The following is a 20,415-nucleotide window of genomic DNA, read 5'->3' on the forward strand; positions in this document are numbered from 1 at the left end:
CTTCTCACCAGGAGACACCATGAAGACACGTACGTTGCCCGCCGTGGCGGTCGCGATCGCCGCGACCCTCGCACTGGTCGCCTGCAGCGGCGGTACCAAGGCCGCGTCCGGCGGCGACTCCGGCGGCGAGTCCCAGACCTTGTCGCTGGCCTCGGTCGACCAGGGGTCGATCGAGGACGTCGTGAAGGCGTTCGAGGCGGCCAACCCGGGCGTCAAGGTCAACTTCACCACCGCCGGAGCGGACCAGTACCAGCAGCAGATCCGCACCCAGCTGTCGTCCGGCACCGCACCCGACGTGATGTCGGTCTGGCCGGGGAACGGCAACCCCGGTGCCATCTACGTCCTCGCAAAACCGGGCTACCTGCTCGATCTGTCCGACCGGCCGTGGGCGTCCAAGTTGCCCGACGCGGTCAAGACGGTCGCGCAGTACGACGGGAAGACCTACAACGGCGTGTTCGGCCTGAACGGGATCGGCGCGGTCTACAACCAGCAAGCGCTGGCGAAGTCCGGGCTGACCGCACCGACCACGTGGACCGAACTGCTCTCGTTCTGCAAGGCAGCCGCCGCCAAGGGCACACCTGCCTTCGCACTCGGAATTCAGGACAACTGGGTCACCCAGCTGGTTCTGTACGCGCTGGTCGCCACCACCGTCTACGGCCCCGACCGCGACTTCGACAAGAAGATGCAGGCAGGCCAGGCCACCTTCGCGGCCTCCCCGTGGACGACAGCGATGGCGAAGTACCAGGAAATGAACGCGACCGGCTGCTTCCAGAAGAACCCGCTCGGCACCAACTACGAGGCCAGCCAGACACTGGCGGCCAGCGGCAAGACGCTCGGCCTCGTCCAGGGCAACTGGGTGATCGCCCTGCTCAAGGGCAAGAACCCGTCCGGCACGTTCACCTGGAAGCCGCTGCCTGCGACGGACGACCCAGCCACGGCTATGGTTCCGGCCGCGGCCGGCGCCGGCTACGGCGTCAACGCGAAGGCGAAGAACAAGGAACTCGCGCTGAAGTTCGTCGACTACGTGATGTCGCCTGAGGGCATGAACCTGTTCGTCAAGAAGCAGGGCGGCCTGCCGACGTTGCCGGACACCGGGTTCACTCCGGACCCGTCGCTGACCGAACTCTCGCAGTTCATCACCGACGACCGGACCGTGCCGTTCATGGACCAGCTCTGGCCCAACGCGAAGGTCCAGCAGACCATGCTCAGCGGCCTCCAAGAGATCTTCAGCGGGCAGTCCACCCCCGAAAAGGTGCTGACGGCAATGGACACCGACTACCAGGCCGGCACCTGACGAACGATCAGAAGACCTCCAGGCCGAGGTGCGTGCTGATCCGTTCAGCAGAGAGCTGGGTCGAGGCGAGGTTGGTCTCGGCCTCGGGGACGTCGACCTCGACGATGATCAGCTAGTTCGCGTCGGCGTCCCGGGCGGCCTGCGCCTGGGCCAGGTGGACGTCCTTGAGGTACCGGCCCAGGCGAGGTGACCGGTGTCGGGCCCGATGGACAGAATCGATGCGGGTACGGCGTCCAGGACCGCACGGATCTCGGGTTCGGTCTCGATGGTGCTGCCGACGTGGGGGTGCAGGGCCGGGGTGACACCTTCGGATGTGATGGCCTCGGCGGCCACGCCGACACCGGCAACCACCTTCGGCAGCAGCGCATCACCGCCGTACCCGCCGCCTGGCCACATCGCGTCATAGGTGCGTGGTACGGCGTACCAGCCGTCGAGTGTCCGTCCGTCGAACAGTTCGGTGTACCCGTTCATCTGTTCCTTTCTCAGCGACCGGCGAGGGATCCGCGAGACCGCTTCGGTCAGGTTGAAGCCCTCGGGGGTCAGGACCCAGGGCAACGGGTTCAGGCCAACACGGAAGCCGACCTGACGTGAAGGGGGTCATTCCGAGCTCCTTGATTGCGAGGTTGCGCCACCGAGGCATCCCCTCTGCTCCCTGAGAGGGTGACAACAGTCGTCACCGGTGCCAGGTGCCGTTGAGTGGGAAGCCGGCTGCGGTCGCGATGCGGTTGCGGGAGTCCAGGAGCCGGGTCTGCAAGGTGGCGAGATCCAGGCCGACGAGCTGTCCCTCGCGCTTGACCGTTCGGCCGGCGACCAGGACGGTGTCGACCAGGCCGGGGTGGGCTGCGGTGACGATGGCGCCGACCGGATTGTTGAATGGGAAGACGGCTGGATCGTCGGTGCGCAACAGGATGACGTCGGCGGCCTTGCCTGGTGTGAGGCTGCCGGTTGGCACCCCGCACGCTGCCGCGCCGTTGACCGTGGTGAACGTGAGCAGGTCTCGGGAAGTGAGCCCGCCGTCGATGCCGCGCTGAGCGGCGTACGCGGTGCGCATGGTGGCGAACATGTCACCTGCGACCGCGGGCACGTCATCAGGGGACAGGGTCGGGGCGATTCCGGCAGCGAGCACCCGACCGGTCTCCGGCTGACCGAAGCCCATCTTCAGCTCCACGTCCGGGCTGATCGAGACCGAGCCGCCGCTGTCGGCGATCAGCCGGATCTCCTCGTCGCTGAGACCGTTCGCATGGACGTACGTCGTGGTGTCCCGGAGCAGACCGTGCTCGCGCAGGGCGGCGATCGGGCGGTGGCCGTCGAGTCCGTCGACGTGGACGCTGGTCCGCAGGCCCAGTTCGTCGGCGAGCTTCAGGTCGGCGGCGACGTTGTCCATCGTGGTCTCGTCAGGACCGCGGAGCCCGAGTGCCATGGTCAGCAGGCCGTCGTGGGGGACTTGCGCGCGCATCCGGCGTACCTCGGTGTCGATGGAGTCGTCGGTGCGGTAGCCCGCGCCGTAGCAGAAGATCGACCGCCCCGGCGCGTCCCGCAGCGCGGCGACTGCTGCGTCGGCGTGCTCGGGCGTCTGCGCGGCGTGGAACCAGTCGAGCATCGTGGTCACGCCGGAGTGCAAGGCGTCGACCCGGCCGAACAGGTTGCTGAGGTAGACGTCCTCGGGCCGGTACTGCGGCTTGAGCATCCCGTGGATCACGGTCGCGTAGTCGGCGAACGTCCAGTCCGCGCCGACGCCGCGGAACGCGGTCTGCCAGGTGTGCCGGTGAGTGTCGACGAACCCGGGCATCACGACCCGATCGGTCGCGTCGATGACCTGGGCGTCCGGTCGTTCGATCCGCTCGGCCACGGCGACGATGACGCCGTCTTCGATCAGTACGTCGCCCCGGTCGAGATCACCGATGGCCGGATCCATGGTGACCACGATGCCGCCGGTAATGAGGCTCCTCATCGGTCGACCGCCTCCAATGCGTTGCGTACGTCGGCGACCAGGTCCGCGGTGTCCTCAGTACCTGCGGCCAGCCGAACCAGGCCGAGCGGGACTCCCGAGGCCGCGATCTGCTCCTGGCTGAGCATCCCGCGCCACATCGAGGCCGGATGGACGGCCAGTGACTCCACGCCGCCGAGGCTGGCCGACCGGCGGGCGTACCGCAGCCGGCCAAGGAATGCATCTGCTGCCTCGAACCCGCCGGCGAGCTCGATCGCCAGGACGCCCCCGAACCCGCTCAGCTGACTGTTCGCCAACGTGTGCTGCGGATGGCCGGCCAGGCCGGGATAGTGCACGCGGGTTACTGCCGGATGCATGCTCAGTGCCTCTGCGAGTGCCTGACCGTTGGCGTTGTGCCGTTCCATCCGCAGCGGCAAAGTCCGCAGGCCGCGGAGCAGCAGCCACGCGTCGATCGGTCCGAGGACAGCGCCGGTCAGCACGCCGACGTCCCAGATCCGATCCAGGACCTCCGCAGCTCCGGCAAGTACTCCGGCCGAGACGTCGGAGTGGCCGTTCAGGTACTTCGTGGCGCTGTGCCAGACCAGATCGATGCCGAAGGCAACCGGTCGCTGGTTGACGGGAGTTGCGAAGGTGTTGTCGGCAAGAGTCAGCACGCCGTGTGCGCGGGCGAGGTCCGCGACCGCGCGCAGGTCGGTGATCTGCAACAGCGGGTTGCTCGGAGACTCCACCAGGATCAGCCGCGTCCGCGGGGTCAGCGCCTTCTCGAACGCCTGCGGGTCGGTCTGGTCGACCAGAGTGGTCTCGACACCGAGGCGCGGCAGGAGGTTCATCAGCACCGACGCCGTACCGCCGTACGTCGACTGCTGCCCGATCACGTGGTCGCCGGCGGACACCAGCGCGAGTACGGCGGTAGTCAGCGCGGCCATCCCGGACGCGGTGACCATGGCCGCCTCGGTGCCCTCGAGCTCGGCGACCACGGCCGCGACCTGCGCATGGTTCGGGTTCCCGTAGCGGGTGTAGAAATCGTGGCCCCGGCGATCGACGGCGACCTGAGCGAACTGCTCGCCGTCCTCGGCCCAGAACGTCGCCGTCTGGAAGATGGGCCGTGCCACGGCGCGGCTCGGATGGATATCGCGGTCGGCATGAACAGCGATTGTGGAGGTCCCGGTCATAGGGACAGCCTGACCTAGGGATCCGGCGGGAGACGCGGATCAGCGCAACTTTGGCAGCAAATTGCTCCGTGAAGCCGCGCAGATGATGTGGTAGATGTCGCTCGCGCGCAATAATCTGCCCATGGATGATGTGGACCGGGCGATCCTCGCCGTACTGGAGCGGGACGGGCGGATCAGCAACGCGGAGCTCGCCGAGCGCGTCGGGCTGTCGCCGTCGCCCTGTCTGCGGCGTGTGCACCGGCTCGAGGAGACTGGCGTGATCCGCGGCTACCGGGCGCTGATCGATCCGGCCGCGATCGGACGTGGTCTGCGCGTCATCGCAGGCGTCCGGCTGGTACGGCATGCCCGGGTCGACGTGGTCGCGTTCGAGCAGGCAGTAGTCGAGTTGCCGGAGGTGGTGTACTGCCACCACGTCACCGGCAACTTCGACTACCTGCTCCAGATCGAGCTCGCGGACCTCTCGGCGTACGAAGACTTCCACGCCAACCAACTGGCAAGCCTGCCCGCCGTCGCCACCGTGACGACGTACGTCACGATGAAGACCCTGTAGCTCAGTGTCTCGGTCGTTGTACGTAGAGACGGTTGGTCGTAGGTCCGGTCCACTCCATTCGGACGACGCCCGGGACGGTCGCCTTGTCGCGGCGTGATGGGTCGGACCAGTAGCCGAACCGGGGGTTGCGGAAGAACGTCGCCCACAACCGGCCACCGGCGTCCTGGAAGATGTTGTTGTGGCCGGCGCCGACGCCTGCGCTCCACCGCTTCGAGTACGGGCCTTCGAAGTGGTCGGCGACCGCCATGATCGCGTCGTAGTGATACTGAACCCTCCCCGGCCCGGCCGGGTCGTAGGCGTTCCGGGTGGTGCCGTCCGCGTTCGTCGAGGTCCGGTTCCACGCAGCGTGGAGGAGGAAGTACTTGCCGCCGTACTTGAACACGTACGCGCCCTCGAGATACGGCTCGGGTTCGTACGGGCGCTGCTGGAACCTCGGCAGGCCGGTGGTGGGGATGATGTCCTCCATGTCGTCCCGGAATCTCGCGTACAGGTCGTTGTGGAGCACCAGCCAGGCGTCGTCGTTCTCGGTGTAGATGCTGCCGTCGATGTGGTGGTAGGCGCCGGGCTCGATGAACGCCGGCCCTCCGATGAAGGAGTCCCCGAACGGCTTGTCGACGTTGCCCTCGGCAAGACGGTACGGGCCCTCCACCCCACCTTCGCTCACCAGAAGGAAAGAGCCGACCTTGCGGGAGTGGTCGCCCATGCAGGCGGCGATGTACCAGGTGCCACGGAAGAAGTGCACTTCAGGAGCCCACACGGCTCCCCGCTTGCCGAACTGCTCGTCGTACCAGTACTCCTGCCAAGGAGCGACGACAGTTCGCCCGGACCGGTTCTCACCGACGAACTCGGGCGACCAGACCTTGCCCTTCTCCACGTCCGGCCGGATCCCGGTCGTGTCGGCGAGGCGCCAGGGACCGGAGAGCGAGCTCGACACCCACACGAAGAGGCCGTCGTTCCAGGGCGCGGGTCCGCTGACACCTGGGGCGCGCGTCGTGCCCGTGGCGACGTACTGCGGTCTGCCGTCGACAAGGAAGCAGTTGACGTAGGTGTCACGCATCCAGACCCGCCCGAGCTCGTCGTCGCGCGGGCGGAGCTCGAGTGGCAGGACGAAGGAGTTGTCTTCCCGCGGCCAGAGTTCGGGCCGGGTGTCGGCCAGGCCGTAGGGCTCGAGCTCAGGCCAGGGCGAGGGGTAGCGGCGCATCGAAGTGCGCCCCGCCGACTGGATTCCGGGATCGCCGGCCGCGGTCACCGGGGGCAGTGCGGCCGCGCCCACCAATCCGGCCATACCGGCCATGACGGTACGTCGACCGACGTGCGACCCGCTCTCGTTGCTGGTCATCCGCGAATCCTCCTTCGTCGTGCTGGGCTCCCGTGCCCTGCGGAAAGCACACGCTAACGACGTTCATTTCGACGGTGAACAGCCGACAAAAAGGGATCTCGAACCGGGCTCGTCAGCGAGCAAGGGTGTCAGCTTGGGGGTAGCCGACCAGTAGTGGGCTGTTGTGGAACAGGGCTGCCAGTGCGCCGACTGCGCCGGCCTCCTCCGCGAGCTCGGCGGCCCGGACGGACGGGGGAGTGACGCCACTGGGAAACAGTTCGTCGGCGACCGCGGCGGTGACCTGCTGAACGATGACCGGCGCAACCCGGGTGATCTCGCCGCCGATCACGATTCTGGCCGGGTTCAGCGCCATCGCGGACCGTCCAGCGACTCGGCCAACCGCGGCCGCCGCAGTCCGCAGTACCTGCTCGACGACCGGGCTCGGGTGCGCGGCGGCTGCCTGCAGGTCGTCGAGGTTGTCGACCAGTACGCCGCCGGCCCGACAGGCGGCGAGGATGGCCGGAACGGATGCAACAGTCTCGAGGCAGCCGAGCTTGCCGCAGCGACACTGCCGACCGTCCGGTTGCACTGTCACGTGACCGAGCTCGCCGGCCAGGCCGTCCGAGCCGGTGACCAGTCGGCCACCTACCACCAGGCCGCCGCCGACGCCGTCGCCGAGGCGCACGTAGATGAGATCCTCGACCGGGTCGTCGCCGCTGATGGCCTCGGCCAGCGCGGCCAGCCTGGTGTTGTTGTCGACGATCGCCGGCGCGTCGAAGCGGTGAACGAAGGCGGCGTCCACACCGTCGGCGGAACCACGACCGGCCGAGTCGCCGACGTGGCGCGGCCTGGCGGTCGGAGGCCCTGGGTGCGGGCCGGGCACGCCGATCCCGATGCCCTGCAGGGCGCCGAGGTGAACACGCGCCTCGGAGCTCAGCCGATCGATCAGCCCGAACGCCCGCTCGATCCGGGCCGGCCAGGCGGTGTCGCTCTCGTACGGCGCCGATCCCGACATGAGGATCTCGTGCGAGGCGTCTGCCACCACGACGTGCACCCGCCGATGGCCGAAGTCGACGCCCATGAACTGGCCGGAGCCCGGGTCGAGTGCCAGTCGCTCGGCCGGCCGCCCGCTGCCCGTGCGGCGCCCCGCGTCGGTGTCCACGACCACGATGGCGCCGCGGAGCAGCAGGCTGCCGGTGATCTCCGAGAGCGTCGACCGCGACAGCCCGACCACTTCCGCGATCTCGGCCCTGCTCATCGCTCCGCCGTCCCGGAGGGCGCCCAGGACCCGCTCCTCATGAGTTCGCCGGACGAAGGCTTGAACTCCGGCGCGACTCGGCATGAGCGCACTGTAGGAACCGCGGGTTTTTCCGACAAGCCTCCGGACGAATTCAACCGGAGTTTCGTCGACTGCTGTCACCTGCCGATCATCGGCGAACAGCGCGGACCGTGTCGCGGATGACCACGTGGGTGCCGAGGGTGGTGTGGGGTTCGGTGGGGGAGGGGGCTATGGCCAGGGCGGCGGCGGTGCGGCCGAGCTCGCGGGCGGGGATGTGGACGGTGGTCAGCTGGAGGTCGGCGGCGAAGGAGTCGTTGTTGAAACCCACGACCGAGATGTCGTCCGGGACCCGGAGGCCGGCGTCTCGCAGTGCCTGCATGGCGCCGGCGGCGACGTGGTCGGTGTGTGCGAGTACGCCGGTGAACGCGGGCGGGCCCGCGTCGAGGAGCTCACGCATCCGGGCGTAGCCGCTCTCGCGGTTCCACGCGGGGTGGATCTCCAGACTGGGGTCGAGGTCGCCGCCCAGGTCGCGCAGGGCGTTGCGGTAGCCGATGGATCGCCGGGTGGTGATGCTCTGGCCGTCGGGGCCGCCGAGGAGCAGGATCCTGCGGTGGCCGCGGGACAGCAGGTGGCTGGTGGCGGCGTACGCCCCGCCCTCGTTGTCGTACTCGACCGAGGCGTCCTGGAAGCTGGGGTCGATCGGCGGCCGTGCGCACAGCACCAGACGAGTGCCGGACTGTCTGAGCTGGGCGGCGAAGGCGCTCATCCGCTCGCGGTACTCGTCGCTCTCGACCACGGCGCCGACGAGGATGATCGCCTCGACGTGCTGGGCGTGCATCTGCCGCAGTACGGCGAGCTCGCGGTCGAGATCGCCTCCGCTGGTGCCGATCAGGCACAGCTTGCCGGCCTCGGCGACCCCCGTGGCGATGCTCTCGACCAGATTCATCAGGAACCCGTCGTCGAGCATCATGACCACGAGTGCGATGGTGCCGGTGCCCTGGCGGGTCAGGGCGCGGGCGTGCGGGTTGGCGACGTAGTCGAGCTCCTGGACGGCCCGCATCACCTTGTCCCGGGTCTTGGGCGCCGGGGGATAGCTGCCGTTCAGGATCCGGGAGACGGTCGTGACGGAGACGCCGGCCCGGGCCGCGACGTCCCGGATGCTCGGCCGCCCATCGCTCATGCGCCGCTCCTCGAGTCGGTTAAATCGGTGTACCAAACCCTAGCACTCTCGACGCCTCATGCGATGGAAAACGCTTGCAGTTGACCGTCACTGGCTCTTGACCCGGGTGTGAAACCGTTTTAACTTTCTCGGCAGATCGCGGATGAAGAGCCGTCCCGATCCCTCGACGAAAGGTCGTGCCATGCGGTCCCACCTCACCCACCTCGGCCGGCGGTTGACTGCCGTTGGTCTCGCCGCAGCCCTCGCCGCAAACCTCGCGCCTCCGGCCACGGCCGCGCCTGCCGCCATCGAGCCACCCGACAGCGTGGTGGCGCTCCTGACCCCGCAGCATCCCCGCCTGCTCGCCCGCCAGGCCGACTTCACGACGGCGAGCGGGCGCCTGCAGACCGACACCAGGCTGCAGCGCTGGTTCGCCAAGGTGCGCAAGGACGCAGACGCGGCCCTTGGTACGACGCCGAAGTCGCCACCCAACAGCGTCGACACGAGCCGCGAGGTGAAGCGCCGGGTCTACTCGCTGGCCTTGGTGTACCGGCTGACTGGTGACAGCCGGTACGCCGCCCGCGCGGCCGAGGAACTGCTCGCGGCCTCGGCGTTCCCGGACTGGAATCCGTCGCACTTCCTCGACGTCGGCGAGATGACCAATGCGGTTGCCGTCGGCTACGACTGGCTGTACGACTACCTGTCCGCCGCCCAGCGGGCGACGATCCGCACGGCGATCGAGACCAAGGCGCTCCAGCCGGCGCTGACGGTCTACGCGCAGCCGGCCAGCTTCTACACGCAGACGCACAACTGGAACCTCGTCTGCAACGCGGTCGCCCTGGGTGCGCTGGCGATCGGTGACGAGAGTCCGGAGCTGGCCGATCAGGTGCTGCGCAAGAGCATCACCTCGATCCAGAACGGCATCAGCGAGTACAACCCCGGCGGTGGGTACGCCGAAAGTCCGGTCTACTGGGCGTACGGAACGGAGTACCTGGTCCAGTACCTGGCTGCGTTCAAGACCGCGGTCGGGACCGACTTCGGCCTGTCCGCGCTGCCGGGGTTGTCCATCACCGGTGACTTCCCGATCCAGGTCACGGGTGCGGGTGGCGAGGTGTTCAACTTCGGTGACGGCGGCACGGACCTGTTCGGCGCCGTCACGTCCGGCTGGCACCTGCCCTCGATGATGTGGCTGGCGAGCCGGTACAACCGCTCGTACCTGGCCGCCTGGGAGGCCGCGCGGGCGGATCGATCGGCCAGCCCACTGGACATTCTCTGGTACGACCCGAGCCGCACGACCGGCGTCACGCATCCCGGCTGGACCGATTGGACGTTCCATGGCGCCGAGGTGGCCACGGCCCGCAGTGCGTGGGACGACCCGTACGCCGTCTCGGTGGCGACGAAGGGACTCCGCGCCGGCTACGACCAGGTGGTCGCGCACGAGAACCTGGATGCCGGCGACCTCGTGATGGACGCGAACGGCGTCCGCTGGTTCGACGATCTCGGCGGTGACAGCTACAGCCTGCCCGGGTACTTCGACTGGAGGAAGAACGCCGGCGGACGGTGGGACTACTACGTCGCGCGGGCCGAGGGCCAGAACACCATGCAGCTCGGCAGCGGCCCGAACCCGCAGACGGCGCTGACCAACGGCGCGCCCGTCGTCGAGACCGGATCGACCGCACAGCAGTGGCACGAGATCACCGACCTCACCGGGATGTACGGCGGGACCGTGCAGCGGGCCCAACGCGGGGTGAAGCTCTTCGACGACCGCAGGCAGGTACTGATCCAGGACGAGGTCCAGGCCGGCCAGCCGACGGACTACTGGTCCTTCCTGCACACTCGCGCCGACGTCGTGGTCGCGGCCGACGGGCGGTCCGCCACCCTGTACCGGGGCGGTCAGCGGTTGTGGGTCCAGTTGCTGGCGCCCTCGAGCGCGCGAATCCTGGTCGGCGACGCGACCCCGTTGGCCGGCAGCCCCGCGCCGTCCGGACAGAACCCGCAGTCCGGTGTCCGCAAGCTGATTGTCAACATTCCTGATGTCAGCAATGCGACCGTCGCACTCCGCGCGGTCCCGCTGGCCACCGGACAGCAACCACCGGCCGCGCCGACGATCTCACCGTTGGCGTCGTGGGACACGGGTTCGGCGGCTTCGGCACCCCTCAAGGCGCTCGTTGTCGGCGGCAAGCAGCTGACCGAGTTCGACCCCGGTCGCTACCGGTACGACGTGACCCTGCCCTGGACCGCGAGCAGTGCACCGAAGGTCCTCGCCTCGACCGAGTCGGACGTGGTTGCAGTCGTCTCCCAGGCCGCGGACGTGTCGGGGGTCGCCACTGTCAGCACGTATCGGTCCGGGCGGCGCGGACCGTCGTACCAGATCCACTTTCGGCAGCCAGGGAAGGCCGGCCGGTCGTATCCGGTCGCGTCGGCCAGGGCCAGCAGCGACGACGGCAACGCCGCGCCGAGCACGGTCGACGGGAGTCTGGCGACCCGATGGTCCGCTGCGGGGGACGGGGAGCACATCACCTACGACTTGGGTCGCGCACGCTCCGTCGGCGCGGTCGCGGTGGCCTTCTACAACGGAGCGCGGCGGACCGCGAAGTTCGACCTGCTGACCTCAAGCGACGGCGTGACCTGGCGGACCGCCCGGGCCGGCGTCGTGTCGTCCGGGACTACGGACGACCTCGAGGCCTACGGCCTCCCGACAGCGACCGCCAGGTATGTGCGGCTCGTCGGTCATGGCAACTCCGCCAGCAACTACAACAGCGTCCTCGAGGTCCGCCTGTACGGGAGCACTGCCGACGCGAACGCCGATGCTCCACCGCGGCCCGTCGTACTGGGAACTGTCGCCCTCGCTGCGCCGCCTGAGCTCACTCTCGGCAGCAGCGCGCAACTTTCCCTGACCGGGACCCGCACCGACGGCCGGCCCGCAGACCTCACCACCGCGGCGATCACGTGGGCCAGCAGCAACCCCACGGTGGCGGACGTGGACGGGAACGGTCGGGTCACCGGCACAGCGGGTGGCACCACGTCGATCGCCGCCATGGTCACGGCGCCGCCGGTGCTGAAGGTCGCGCGCACGCCGATCAGGGTGATCGACCCGTCGCGGGTCGACGTGACCGCCGACAGCTTCGTGCGCAACGGTTCCTTCGCGGGTACGACGTACGGCAACGCGGCCGCCCTCGAAGTACGCAACAACCCGGGCCTGAACAGCGGTTTCGACCGAGTCGCCTACCTGACGTTCGACCCGTCCGCGGTCCGCGGCACGATCGCGTCCGCCACATTGCAGCTGTACGGCGGGATCGACGACGGAACGGCCACCTCGACGGTCAACGGGGTGTACGCGGTGGACGGCGACTGGACCGAGTCCACGCTGACCTGGAACAACCGCCCGCCGCTCGGCGCCCAGCTCGGCGCCCTCGCCCTCGACGGCACAGCCGCCTGGCGCACGGCCGACATCACCGAATACGTCCGCTCGCGGATCGACAGCGGCCGGCCCATCAGCCTCGCCGTCGCCTCGACCGTTCCCAGCTACGGCCCGCACACCGGCTTCACCAGCAAAGAGGCGGCCGGCAACCGGCCCTACCTGCACCTCACGTTCTCCTGAAAAGTGGAAGGAACTTCGACATGGCAGCACACATCTCCCGGCGGCGAGTCCTGCAGCTCGGCGGCCTCGCGCTGGGATCCGGCCTCCTGACCGCCTGTGGCGGCTCCGGATCGGGTAGCGGCGGCACGGTGACGATCCGGGTCGCGTACGACGGGAACGCCGAGCGCACCAAGCAGGTCGGCCTCGCGCTGGAGAGGATCCAGTCCAAGCTGACCGGTGTCACCGTCCAGTCCGAGTTCGGCGGCGACGCCGCGTTCTTCACCAAGGTGCGGACCCAGATCGCGAGTGGTGACGGGCCCGACATCTTCCTCGCGAACACGATCGACCTGGGCAACTACGTGAAGAGCAACGCCGCCCTGGACCTCGGCAAGTACCTGCCGGGCACCATCCGGACCGGGGAGTGGGACCAGCAGCTGCTCAAGGGCGCACAGGTCGACGGCAAGCAGTACAGCATCGGCACCGGCGTGAACTCGTTCTGCCTGCTGTACGACAAGGCCGCGTTCGCGAAGGCCGGGATCACCACGCTCGACCCGGCCTGGACCTGGGACGACTTCACCGGGATCGCGACCGAAGTGTCGGCTGCCAACGCGCGCAAGCCGTACGGCACGAGCGACGCGAGCCGGGATCTGCAGACCTTCCAGGTCTACGCGCGCGGCCACGGCGCCGAGCTCTTCACCCCGGACGGCGCGCTCGGTTTCACCGAGGACCATCTCGTCGCCTTCTGGACGCTGTGGCAGCGGCTGCGCGACACCGGCGCCGCCGTGCCCGCGGAGGTCACGGCGGCCGCCGACTTCAACAACAACAACCTGGTCAAGCGCAAGGCCGCGATGAACTTCGACTTCTCCAACCGCATCCTGTCCAACCAGACCCTCGCCGGGCGCCCGCTCGGCTCCACCACCTACCCGCAGGGCGACCGACCGGGAGCCTACATCCGGCCGTCCCGCGTCTGGGCCGTCTACGGCCGGAGCAAGAACCCGGAGAAGGCGGCGCAGGTCCTCGACGGGCTCGTCAACGACCCGGACGCGGCCCTGCTGATCAGGACTCAGCTCGGCGTCCCGAACAACCCGGAGAACCGGGCCGCGGTCGAGTCGTCGGCGACTCCGGACCAGGCCCGCGAGTTCACCCACCTCGCGCTGGTGGAGAAGCATCAGACGCCGCTGGAGAACGTCGTCTTCCCGGCCGGCGGCGGCGACGTGTCGGGCGCGTTCCAGACGTTCGCCGACAAGGTTGCCTTCGGCAAGATGTCGGTCGCCGAGGCGGCCAAGAGCCTGATCGCCGACGCGACCAAGGCGCTGAAGGGCTGAGCAGATGCCGACAGTGACAGCTCGCGAACCGGACACGTCGGCCCCGGAAAGCGGGGACAGCAGTCCGCCACCAGACGAACGACGTACCGCCGGACGGAGTCGGGAGGGCCGCTGGGGTGCGCTGTTCCTGACGCCCTGGCTGCTCGGCCTCGTCCTGCTGACGCTCGGCCCGATGGCGGCCTCGCTGTACTTCTCCTTCACCGACTTCGGACTGCTCGGCAGCCCGCACTGGATCGGCGGCCAGAACTACAGCGAGCTGCTGACCGACGATGCGACGTACCTGCAGTCGATCAAGGTGACGCTGGTCTACGTCGGCCTGTCGGTGCCGCTGAAGCTGGCGATCGCGCTCGCCGTCGCGATGGTGCTGAACACCAAGCTGCGGGGCCTGTCGTTCTACCGGGCCGTGTTCTACCTGCCGTCGTTGCTGGGGGCAAGTGTCGCGGTCGCGATCATGTGGCGACAGCTGTTCACCGGCGACGGGGTCGTGAACCAGTTCCTCGGCGCGTTCGGCATCGACGCGCCGAGCTGGGTCTCGAACCCCGACTACTCGATCTACACCCTGGTCGCGCTCGCCGTCTGGCAGTTCGGCACGCCGATGCTGATCTTCCTCGCCGGGTTGCAGCAGATCCCGCGGACCCTGCTCGAGGCGGCCGGCGTGGACGGGGCCGGGACGGTCAGCCGGTTCTTCCGGGTCACTCTGCCGCTGCTGACGCCGATCCTGTTCTTCAACCTCGTCATGCAGGTGATCGGGGCCTTCCAGACCTTCTCCCAGGCGTACGTCGTCGGCGACGGCCAAGGCGGTCCGGCCGAGTCGACGCTCGTCTACAGCCTGTACCTCTACAAGGCCGCGTTCGTCGAGTTCAAGATGGGCTACGCCTCCGCCATCGCCTGGGTCCTGCTGGTCGGGATCGCCGCGATCACCGCCGTCAACTTCCTCTTCTCACGCTACTGGGTCTTCTATGACGACGAACACTGACCGCCGCCGCTTCGCCTGGGCGCGCCACGCCGTACTGCTGTGCGGGGTGGTCCTGATGCTCTACCCGGTCGCCTGGATGCTGAGCAGCTCGCTCAAGCCGGCCGGCGACATCTTCACCACCACCTCGCTGGTCCCGCGGTCGTGGGACCTGTCCAACTATGCGACCGGCTGGGAAGGCGCCGGCAACTCGTTCGGCGCCGCGATCGTCAACTCGTTCCTGGTCGCCTGCGTCTGCGTCGTCGGCAACGTGCTGTCCTGCTCGATGGCGGCGTACGCATTCGCCCGGCTGCGCTTCAGGTTCCGCGGCGCGGCTCTGGCGGTCATGCTCGGCAGCATCATGCTGCCGCACCAGGTGCTGCTGATCCCGCAGTACTACCTGTTCTTCCAGGCCGGCTGGGTCAACTCGTTCTTGCCGATGACCGTGCCGAAGTTCCTCGCCGTCGACGCGTTCTTCATCTTCTTGATGGTCCAGTTCATCCGCGGCCTCCCGAAGGAGCTGGACGAGGCTGCCGTCATCGACGGGTGCGGCCCGGCCCGGATCTACTGGCACATCATCCTGCCGCTGCTCACCCCGGCGATGGTGACGACCGCGATCCTGACCTTCGTCTGGACGTACGACGACTTCTTCGGGCAGCTCATCTACCTCACCGACCCGGCCAAGCAGACCGTCCCGGTCGCGCTCAGCGGCTTCATGGACAACATGGGCGGCGCATCACTGTGGGGACCGATGTTCGCGATGTCCGTCATCGCCCTCGTCCCCGTCGTGGTCATCTTCCTCGTCTTCCAGAAACGCATCGTCGAAGGAGTCGCCACCACCGGCCTGAAAGGCTGAGGACCAGGACTACTTGCAGTTGAAGTTGTGGTCGCTGGGGGTTTCGTACTTGCTGGTCTGCCAGGTGAGGGCGGCGGCGTCGCGGACCTTGAAGAAGTTCTCCCTGAAGCGGTCGTGGATCTGGTCGTCGGTGATCCGGAGGAGGCACGCATGACCCCACCACCCACCACAGACAACGCCGAGGCGGCCCCACTCCCCAGTTAAGCAGTGGTCGGCCGTTTGGTCAGTGGGTACTGGGGGCCTTCGCGGAGGAGAGGAGGGCTTTGTGACCAGCGGGCGTGGGTCTTTGCCGTTGCCGGAGTTCGAGGGAGTGCCGGCTGGGGCGTTGGCGGGGCGGATCGGGACGCTTGATCTTCAGCAGGTGGAGCAGTTGATCGGGTACGAGCGCAACCATGGGGAGCGGGGCGCGGTGCTCGAGGTCCTCGAGCGGCGGCGGGATCAGCTTCGCGGCGGCGCGGAGGCGACGACTTCGTAGCTGGATTGTTGCGGGCGCCGATCAACCGTCGGGCGGTTACGCGGTCTTGATGATGGTCTTCACCGGGAGGCGGTTGGACGGGGGAGGGTGTGCGTGCCGTCGCAGAGGGGTGGGATGCCGGTGCGGCCGCAGCGGCAGAGGGCGATGGTACGGCGCTGGGCCGGGATCGGATCGCCGTTCTCGTCCAGGAGCTGGAAGTCGCCGCGGACCAGGAGCGGGCCGTCGGGGTACGCGCGGATCTCGGCCGGGCGCTCGTCCTTCGAGGTCATGAACAGGCGGTACCCACCCTGATTCGCGGCCGTTATCCGCCGGGTACCGGTTCGCGCATGCAGCTACCACCGCCACGTGGGCCGCTCAGCGCCTGGCTGAACGACCGGCTCACCGGACAAGACAACGCAGCGCCTGAGGTCGGGACGTCCGGCCGGCCGTACGACGACGATCTCCAGCTCGCCCTCTGGGTCGCGTACGAACTGCAGTACCGCGGCTTCGACGGCGTACACCCCGATCACCAGTGGGATCCGGTCGTCATCGCGTTCCGCACCGAGTTGGAGCGGCCCTGGATCGGCTGGCTGGAGGGCAACTGCCGGATCCTGCCGACCGATCGACCGGTAGCACAGCAGTTGCGCGCTGTGCTCGACGCCGATGATGGTCCGCGACTGGCGCCGTACCTGCGTCGGCATGCGACGGTGGAGCAGTTCCGGCAGTTCGTGCTCAACCGGTCCGTCTACCAACTCAAGGAGGCCGACCCGCACACGTTCGGCATCCCGCGCCTGGACGGTGCTGCCAAGGCGGCGCTGGTCGAGATCCAGTCCGACGAGTACGGCGGTGGTCGCCCGGAGCGCATGCATTCCGAGCTGTTCCGTACGACGATGCGCTGGCTCGGACTCGACGACAGCTACGGCCACTACGTCCCGGAGGTCCCGGCGGTCACGCTGGCGGTGTCGAACGTGATGTCGCTGTTCGCGGTCCATCGCCGCTGGACGCCCGCGCTCCTCGGGCACTTGGCCGCACTCGAGATGACCTCGACGCTTCCCAACCGCCAGTACGCCGCCGGCGCCGCGAGACTCGGCGCGTCGGATGAGCAGGCTCGCTACTTCACGGAACACGTCGAAGCCGACGCCGTCCACGAGCAGATCGCCGCCCACGACCTCTGCGCGAGCTACGTGCAACAGCATCCCGACGCGATTGCCGACGTACTGTTCGGCGCCCGGTGCTCGGTGGTGGTGGACAACCTGTTCGCCGAGCATCTGCTGACGGGCTGGCAGGAGTACGGGCGAGTCGCCGAGGCGACTGCGGGATGACGGTCTATCGGGTGATCTGGCGAGGGCTCTGCTGCGTACTCCTCGCAGCCGGAGTAGCGGCCGGTGCCGTCCTGCTGCCTGGAGAGCTGTGGGTCCCGGTGGTGTTTGTGGCGGTCGTCCTCACGCTCACGACTGCCGCGGCCGGTGTGGTCGCGGGCAGGCGCGCGCCTGTCACGCCGCATTCCGTACTGCGACCCGTCACCATCTGTCTCGCGATCTTCGGCGTTCTCGGACTGGCCGCCGTACTTCATGAGGGTGCGGCCTATCTCCTCGTGCTGCTGGCTGCGAGCTCACCGTGGGCGATCGAGTGGTGTCCGCGCCGGCTCGGTCGTCACCCTGCACCCCCGCCAGCTCCCGTCAGCACGGGGCAGCTGTGCCGGGAATGGCATGAGAGCTACCAAGCGCTCAGCCAGGCGGCAACCTTGTCGGCCCGCCTGCGCATCGTGAAGGCGCGCGAGCGATGCCTCGACGAGCTCGAGCGCCGCGACCCCGCGGGCCTGCAGGCGTGGCTGGCCTCAACCGCCAGCGCCGGCGGCGACCCCACACGATTCCTGGCCACCCCGGACAAACCACTCGATCAGGACCCGACCTGAGTGGTGGCCGCCCAGGCGCTCAGCAGCTTGAGGTTGTCGGCGGTAGGAGTGTTCTTGGGAGCGGTGTAGACGAGCAGGGTGAGGCCGGGGTGGGAGGGCAGCTCCATGGCTTCGAAGTTGAGGTCCAGGTCGCCGACGGCGGGGTGGTGGAGTTTCTTCCGGCCGGTGCGGTGGAAGCGGACGTTGTGGGCGGCCCAGCGGGCCGTCGGGGGTCGGCGAGCATCGGCGCGTACAACGCGACGGCCAGCCGGTTCGCGGCGCGGTGGTCGTGGCGGGCGTTGCGGACCCAGGCGGGGGCTTCGGTGATGGCCTCGAGGACTTCCAGGACGCTGGCCGGCACCGATTCCGGGTCGGATGCGCCGCCGAGGGTGCCGCGTTCCGTCCGCACGTAGTAGTCGATGCTGACGCCGGCCAGCATCGCCACTTCCTCGCGGCGGAGGCCCTTGACGCGGCGATTCCCGCCGTACGCCGATAGGCCTGCCTGCTCGGGGGTGAGCCGGGCCCGGCGCGACGAGAGGAACTCGCGGACCTCTGCTCGGTTGTCCATGCCTCCACGGTATGCGGCGCCGGGCCGGCGAAGGAGGGACTGCCAGTACCTGGATCAGCAGGTCCTCCCACAACGTCGCCGATACCCCTTCACTGGAACCGTGACTCCCCGACCCCGTGCCGCCCCGGCGTGCTGCTGGGGTGTGCTTGATCACCGTGCTGACTTCGAAGGAAGGAACGATTCGTGGCGAAGAAGTTGTCGAAGGCACCGACCGGTAGAGGGCCGGCGGAGTGGTTCACCGGTGAGGTCTGGTTCGACCAGATCTACCGCGGTGAGGAGCCGTCGCGGGTGCGGGTCAACTCCGTGCACTTCGCACCGGGGTCGCGTACTGCGTGGCACAAGCATGCGGTCGGACAAACACTGCACGTGACCGAGGGGGTCGGCCTGGTCCAGGCGCGCGGTGGCGAGGTGATCGTGATGCGACCCGGCGACACCGTGCATACCCCACCCGGCGAGTGGCACTGGCACGGCGCCGCCGACGCCCACTTCATGACCCATCTGGCCATCTGGGAAGGCGCCGGCGACGGCCCGGAGACCACCTGGGGCGATCACGTGACCGATCCCGAGTACAACCAGGAGCAACCGTGACCGGGCGCCCGAGCTGAGAAGAACGGCCTGACCGAGAGCGAGCTCAAGGAAGCGATCATCTACCTGGCGTTCTACGCCGGCTGGCCGCGGGCGATGTCCGCGATCACGGTCGCCAGAGACGTGTTCACCCAGCACTGAGCAAGGAGTTTCGATGCGAGCGACTTACATGTACGGCGCCGGCGACGTTCTGGTGGTGGACGTGCCGGATCCGATCGTCAAGGAGCCGACGGACGCGATCGTGCGCGTGGTGCGACTGCACACCTCCTGCCGGTGCGGCGGATTCTGGAACAGTGCCGGGGTCGGCGGCGGACAGGCCGAGGCGGTCCGGGTCCCGCTCGCCGACGGCACGCTTGTCGCAGTACCGGTCGAGGAGACGTCCGCGCTGATCCCGTCCTTGCTGACGCTGTCCGACGTGTACGGGACCGGCTACCACGCCGCAATCAAGGCGAACGTCAACCCGCGGACCACGGTCACGCCACCGATGTCGTCGCCGAGCGGGGCGAGGAGGGCATCGCCAAGGTCCGCGAGCTGACCGGAGGCGATGGCACCCACGTGGTCATCGAGGCTGTCGGTCACATGCCCGCCTACGAGCAGGCCGTCGGTGTCGTCCGGCCAGGTGGTGTCATCAGCCGGGTCGGCGTACCGCAGTACGAGGCCGCCCCGGTCGGATTCGGCAGCCTGTTCGGACCCAACATCACGCTCACCGGCGGTCCCGCCCCGGCCCGCGCCTACATCGAGACCTTGCTGCCCGCCGTACTCGATGGAACCGTCGACCCCGGCAAGGTCTTCGACCGCGAAGTCGCGCTCGACGAGATCGCGGCCGGCTACCGAGCGATGGACGACCGCGAGGCCCTCAAGGTCCTGGTCCGGCCGTGAAGCAGGCCCGCGAAGGAGGAGATGACGTGACCCAGAACGGCTGGACGCCCGACGAGCTGACCCGGATCGGCGGCGCCACCGAGCTGAAGCTGGCCTCGTACCGCAAGGACGGCACCCTGCGGCGCTACATCACCATGTGGACCGTCGCCGTCGGCACCAGCGTCTACGTGCGTTCGGCCTACGGCACCGACAACCCCTGGTTCCGGCGGGCGGTCGCCGCCGGCCGTGGACGCATCCGGGCCGGCGGCGTGGAACGCGACGTCGACTTCACCCGCCTGACCGCCGACGACCCGCTCCATACCGACATCGACGCCGCCTACCACACCAAGTACGACCGGTACGGCGCTCGGCTGGTCGCCACCGTCACCGGCGACCAAGCCACCCACACCACCATCCGGCTCCTTCTCGGCTAGCTTTCGCGCTGGGAGTCAAGGGTGCGTGTGGGCAGGCGTGAGTGCCGTCCGGCGTCTTGGCGGTTCGGACGGGGTCTGGTGCGTGATGAAGAGGCGGTGTGTAGGGGTTTGGCCGCAGTGGGGCCGCCGTTGGCCGGCAGGCTGATCAGTCGCGGTCGTGCCGCAGGCTTTCGTGTGCGCCGTGCGTAG

At 68.6% G+C, this 20,415-nt stretch carries 21 protein-coding genes and 2 pseudogenes; 14 read left to right on the forward strand and 9 right to left on the reverse strand.

What is annotated here, in order from left to right; genetic code table 11:
* Positions 1-19 precede the first annotated feature (19 nt).
* The gene (locus AB0H36_RS32085; RefSeq protein WP_360532058.1) at positions 20-1,294 is read left to right on the forward strand and encodes an extracellular solute-binding protein; all 1,275 of its coding nucleotides are present in this window, start codon (positions 20-22) and stop codon (positions 1,292-1,294) included.
* A 108-nt stretch (positions 1,295-1,402) separates the two neighbouring features.
* Here the strand turns inward: AB0H36_RS32085 and AB0H36_RS32090 are convergent, their stop codons facing one another.
* From AB0H36_RS32090 to AB0H36_RS32100, 3 genes are all read right to left on the reverse strand, one after another.
* Entirely contained in the window at positions 1,403-1,765 is a 363-nt protein-coding gene (locus AB0H36_RS32090) for a hypothetical protein (RefSeq protein ID WP_360532061.1), read from the reverse strand.
* A gap of 202 nt (positions 1,766-1,967) precedes the next feature.
* Entirely contained in the window at positions 1,968-3,245 is a 1,278-nt protein-coding gene (locus AB0H36_RS32095) for an amidohydrolase family protein (protein ID WP_360532064.1), read from the reverse strand.
* Positions 3,242-4,414: an aminotransferase class I/II-fold pyridoxal phosphate-dependent enzyme gene (locus tag AB0H36_RS32100; protein ID WP_360532067.1), complete on the reverse strand. Its 1,173-nt coding sequence runs from the start codon at positions 4,412-4,414 to the stop codon at positions 3,242-3,244. Before AB0H36_RS32100 ends, AB0H36_RS32095 begins: the two co-directional genes overlap by 4 nt.
* Positions 4,415-4,535: 121 nt before the next feature.
* Here AB0H36_RS32100 and AB0H36_RS32105 point away from each other — a divergent pair, with 121 nt between their 5' ends.
* Positions 4,536-4,964: an Lrp/AsnC family transcriptional regulator gene (locus tag AB0H36_RS32105; RefSeq protein ID WP_360532070.1), complete on the forward strand. Its 429-nt coding sequence runs from the start codon at positions 4,536-4,538 to the stop codon at positions 4,962-4,964.
* 1 nt (position 4,965) lies between these two features.
* Here AB0H36_RS32105 and AB0H36_RS32110 read toward each other — a convergent pair whose 3' ends face one another.
* The 3 genes from AB0H36_RS32110 to AB0H36_RS32120 all read right to left on the reverse strand — a co-directional run bounded on the left by AB0H36_RS32110 (position 4,966) and on the right by AB0H36_RS32120 (position 8,741).
* Positions 4,966-6,303, reverse strand: a complete 1,338-nt coding sequence (locus tag AB0H36_RS32110; RefSeq protein WP_360532073.1) for a family 43 glycosylhydrolase — start codon at positions 6,301-6,303, stop codon at positions 4,966-4,968.
* A 112-nt stretch (positions 6,304-6,415) separates the two neighbouring features.
* Complete coding sequence (locus tag AB0H36_RS32115) at positions 6,416-7,624, reverse strand: ROK family transcriptional regulator (RefSeq protein ID WP_360532076.1); 1,209 nt, start codon at positions 7,622-7,624, stop codon at positions 6,416-6,418.
* Between the two features lie 85 nt (positions 7,625-7,709).
* On the reverse strand, positions 7,710-8,741 hold the full coding sequence (locus tag AB0H36_RS32120; RefSeq protein WP_360532079.1) for a LacI family DNA-binding transcriptional regulator: 1,032 nt from the start codon (positions 8,739-8,741) through the stop codon (positions 7,710-7,712).
* A gap of 181 nt (positions 8,742-8,922) precedes the next feature.
* On the opposite strand from AB0H36_RS32120, the gene AB0H36_RS32125 reads away from it, so the two are divergent.
* From AB0H36_RS32125 to AB0H36_RS32145, 5 genes are all read left to right on the forward strand, one after another.
* Positions 8,923-12,321 carry a DNRLRE domain-containing protein gene (locus AB0H36_RS32125; RefSeq protein WP_360532082.1) on the forward strand — a complete coding sequence of 1,133 codons (3,399 nt, stop codon included), beginning with the start codon at positions 8,923-8,925 and terminating at the stop codon, positions 12,319-12,321.
* Positions 12,322-12,341: 20 nt separating this feature from the next.
* Positions 12,342-13,625: an extracellular solute-binding protein gene (locus tag AB0H36_RS32130; protein ID WP_360532085.1), complete on the forward strand. Its 1,284-nt coding sequence runs from the start codon at positions 12,342-12,344 to the stop codon at positions 13,623-13,625.
* 4 nt (positions 13,626-13,629) lie between these two features.
* A complete protein-coding gene (locus AB0H36_RS32135) occupies positions 13,630-14,601 on the forward strand; it encodes a sugar ABC transporter permease (RefSeq protein WP_360532088.1) in 972 nt (323 codons plus the stop codon).
* Positions 14,585-15,433, forward strand: a complete 849-nt coding sequence (locus AB0H36_RS32140; protein WP_360532091.1) for a carbohydrate ABC transporter permease — start codon at positions 14,585-14,587, stop codon at positions 15,431-15,433. The genes AB0H36_RS32135 and AB0H36_RS32140 overlap by 17 nt, the downstream gene beginning before the upstream one ends.
* A gap of 265 nt (positions 15,434-15,698) precedes the next feature.
* Positions 15,699-15,908 (forward strand): hypothetical protein, encoded by a 210-nt coding sequence (locus tag AB0H36_RS32145; RefSeq protein ID WP_360532094.1) that lies wholly within the window; start codon positions 15,699-15,701, stop codon positions 15,906-15,908.
* A 59-nt stretch (positions 15,909-15,967) separates the two neighbouring features.
* On the opposite strand, the gene AB0H36_RS32150 is transcribed toward AB0H36_RS32145, so the two are convergent.
* A complete protein-coding gene (locus AB0H36_RS32150; RefSeq protein WP_360532097.1) occupies positions 15,968-16,177 on the reverse strand; it encodes a CDGSH iron-sulfur domain-containing protein in 210 nt (69 codons plus the stop codon).
* Between the two features lie 57 nt (positions 16,178-16,234).
* Here AB0H36_RS32150 and AB0H36_RS32155 point away from each other — a divergent pair, with 57 nt between their 5' ends.
* Positions 16,235-17,209: an iron-containing redox enzyme family protein gene (locus AB0H36_RS32155; protein WP_360532100.1), complete on the forward strand. Its 975-nt coding sequence runs from the start codon at positions 16,235-16,237 to the stop codon at positions 17,207-17,209.
* The gene (locus AB0H36_RS32160) at positions 17,206-17,802 is read left to right on the forward strand and encodes a hypothetical protein (RefSeq protein ID WP_360532103.1); all 597 of its coding nucleotides are present in this window, start codon (positions 17,206-17,208) and stop codon (positions 17,800-17,802) included. The genes AB0H36_RS32155 and AB0H36_RS32160 overlap by 4 nt, the downstream gene beginning before the upstream one ends.
* On the opposite strand, the gene AB0H36_RS32165 is transcribed toward AB0H36_RS32160, so the two are convergent.
* Together AB0H36_RS32165 and AB0H36_RS32170 are read right to left on the reverse strand one after the other, a co-directional pair.
* Positions 17,787-18,158 carry a hypothetical protein gene (locus tag AB0H36_RS32165; protein WP_360532124.1) on the reverse strand — a complete coding sequence of 124 codons (372 nt, stop codon included), beginning with the start codon at positions 18,156-18,158 and terminating at the stop codon, positions 17,787-17,789. The two genes, AB0H36_RS32160 and AB0H36_RS32165, sit on opposite strands and share 16 nt — an antisense overlap.
* Positions 18,062-18,349 (reverse strand): annotated as a pseudogene (locus AB0H36_RS32170) (transcriptional regulator); the annotation flags it as partial. The gene AB0H36_RS32165 and the pseudogene AB0H36_RS32170, both read right to left, overlap by 97 nt.
* Positions 18,350-18,532: 183 nt before the next feature.
* Here AB0H36_RS32170 and AB0H36_RS32175 point away from each other — a divergent pair.
* The 5 genes and pseudogenes from AB0H36_RS32175 to AB0H36_RS32195 all read left to right on the forward strand — a co-directional run bounded on the left by AB0H36_RS32175 (position 18,533) and on the right by AB0H36_RS32195 (position 20,226).
* Complete coding sequence (locus AB0H36_RS32175) at positions 18,533-18,937, forward strand: cupin domain-containing protein (protein WP_360532106.1); 405 nt, start codon at positions 18,533-18,535, stop codon at positions 18,935-18,937.
* 18 nt (positions 18,938-18,955) lie between these two features.
* Positions 18,956-19,075: pseudogene (locus tag AB0H36_RS32180) on the forward strand (carboxymuconolactone decarboxylase family protein); the annotation flags it as partial.
* 13 nt (positions 19,076-19,088) lie between these two features.
* Entirely contained in the window at positions 19,089-19,469 is a 381-nt protein-coding gene (locus tag AB0H36_RS32185) for a hypothetical protein (protein WP_360532130.1), read from the forward strand.
* Complete coding sequence (locus tag AB0H36_RS32190; RefSeq protein ID WP_360532127.1) at positions 19,466-19,813, forward strand: zinc-binding dehydrogenase; 348 nt, start codon at positions 19,466-19,468, stop codon at positions 19,811-19,813. The genes AB0H36_RS32185 and AB0H36_RS32190 overlap by 4 nt, the downstream gene beginning before the upstream one ends.
* Positions 19,814-19,839: 26 nt before the next feature.
* Positions 19,840-20,226, forward strand: coding sequence for a DUF2255 family protein (locus AB0H36_RS32195; protein WP_360532109.1), 387 nt, complete (start codon positions 19,840-19,842; stop codon positions 20,224-20,226).
* Positions 20,227-20,415: the final 189 nt, after the last annotated feature.

Origin of the sequence: Kribbella sp. NPDC050820 (genome assembly GCF_040653975.1) — a bacterium.
GTDB lineage: Bacteria > Actinomycetota > Actinomycetes > Propionibacteriales > Kribbellaceae > Kribbella.

Coding starts and splice junctions, on each gene's coding strand:
- AB0H36_RS32090 (WP_360532061.1), bottom strand. CDS start 1,765: ATGAACGGGTACACCGAACTGTTCGACGGACGGACACTCGACGGCTGG.
- AB0H36_RS32155 (WP_360532100.1), top strand. CDS start 16,235: ATGCAGCTACCACCGCCACGTGGGCCGCTCAGCGCCTGGCTGAACGAC.
- AB0H36_RS32150 (WP_360532097.1), bottom strand. CDS start 16,177: ATGACCTCGAAGGACGAGCGCCCGGCCGAGATCCGCGCGTACCCCGAC.
- AB0H36_RS32120 (WP_360532079.1), bottom strand. CDS start 8,741: ATGAGCGATGGGCGGCCGAGCATCCGGGACGTCGCGGCCCGGGCCGGC.
- AB0H36_RS32095 (WP_360532064.1), bottom strand. CDS start 3,245: ATGAGGAGCCTCATTACCGGCGGCATCGTGGTCACCATGGATCCGGCC.
- AB0H36_RS32100 (WP_360532067.1), bottom strand. CDS start 4,414: ATGACCGGGACCTCCACAATCGCTGTTCATGCCGACCGCGATATCCAT.
- AB0H36_RS32140 (WP_360532091.1), top strand. CDS start 14,585: ATGACGACGAACACTGACCGCCGCCGCTTCGCCTGGGCGCGCCACGCC.
- AB0H36_RS32135 (WP_360532088.1), top strand. CDS start 13,630: ATGCCGACAGTGACAGCTCGCGAACCGGACACGTCGGCCCCGGAAAGC.
- AB0H36_RS32125 (WP_360532082.1), top strand. CDS start 8,923: ATGCGGTCCCACCTCACCCACCTCGGCCGGCGGTTGACTGCCGTTGGT.
- AB0H36_RS32110 (WP_360532073.1), bottom strand. CDS start 6,303: ATGACCAGCAACGAGAGCGGGTCGCACGTCGGTCGACGTACCGTCATG.
- AB0H36_RS32105 (WP_360532070.1), top strand. CDS start 4,536: ATGGATGATGTGGACCGGGCGATCCTCGCCGTACTGGAGCGGGACGGG.
- AB0H36_RS32185 (WP_360532130.1), top strand. CDS start 19,089: ATGCGAGCGACTTACATGTACGGCGCCGGCGACGTTCTGGTGGTGGAC.
- AB0H36_RS32130 (WP_360532085.1), top strand. CDS start 12,342: ATGGCAGCACACATCTCCCGGCGGCGAGTCCTGCAGCTCGGCGGCCTC.
- AB0H36_RS32160 (WP_360532103.1), top strand. CDS start 17,206: ATGACGGTCTATCGGGTGATCTGGCGAGGGCTCTGCTGCGTACTCCTC.
- AB0H36_RS32085 (WP_360532058.1), top strand. CDS start 20: ATGAAGACACGTACGTTGCCCGCCGTGGCGGTCGCGATCGCCGCGACC.
- AB0H36_RS32115 (WP_360532076.1), bottom strand. CDS start 7,624: ATGCCGAGTCGCGCCGGAGTTCAAGCCTTCGTCCGGCGAACTCATGAG.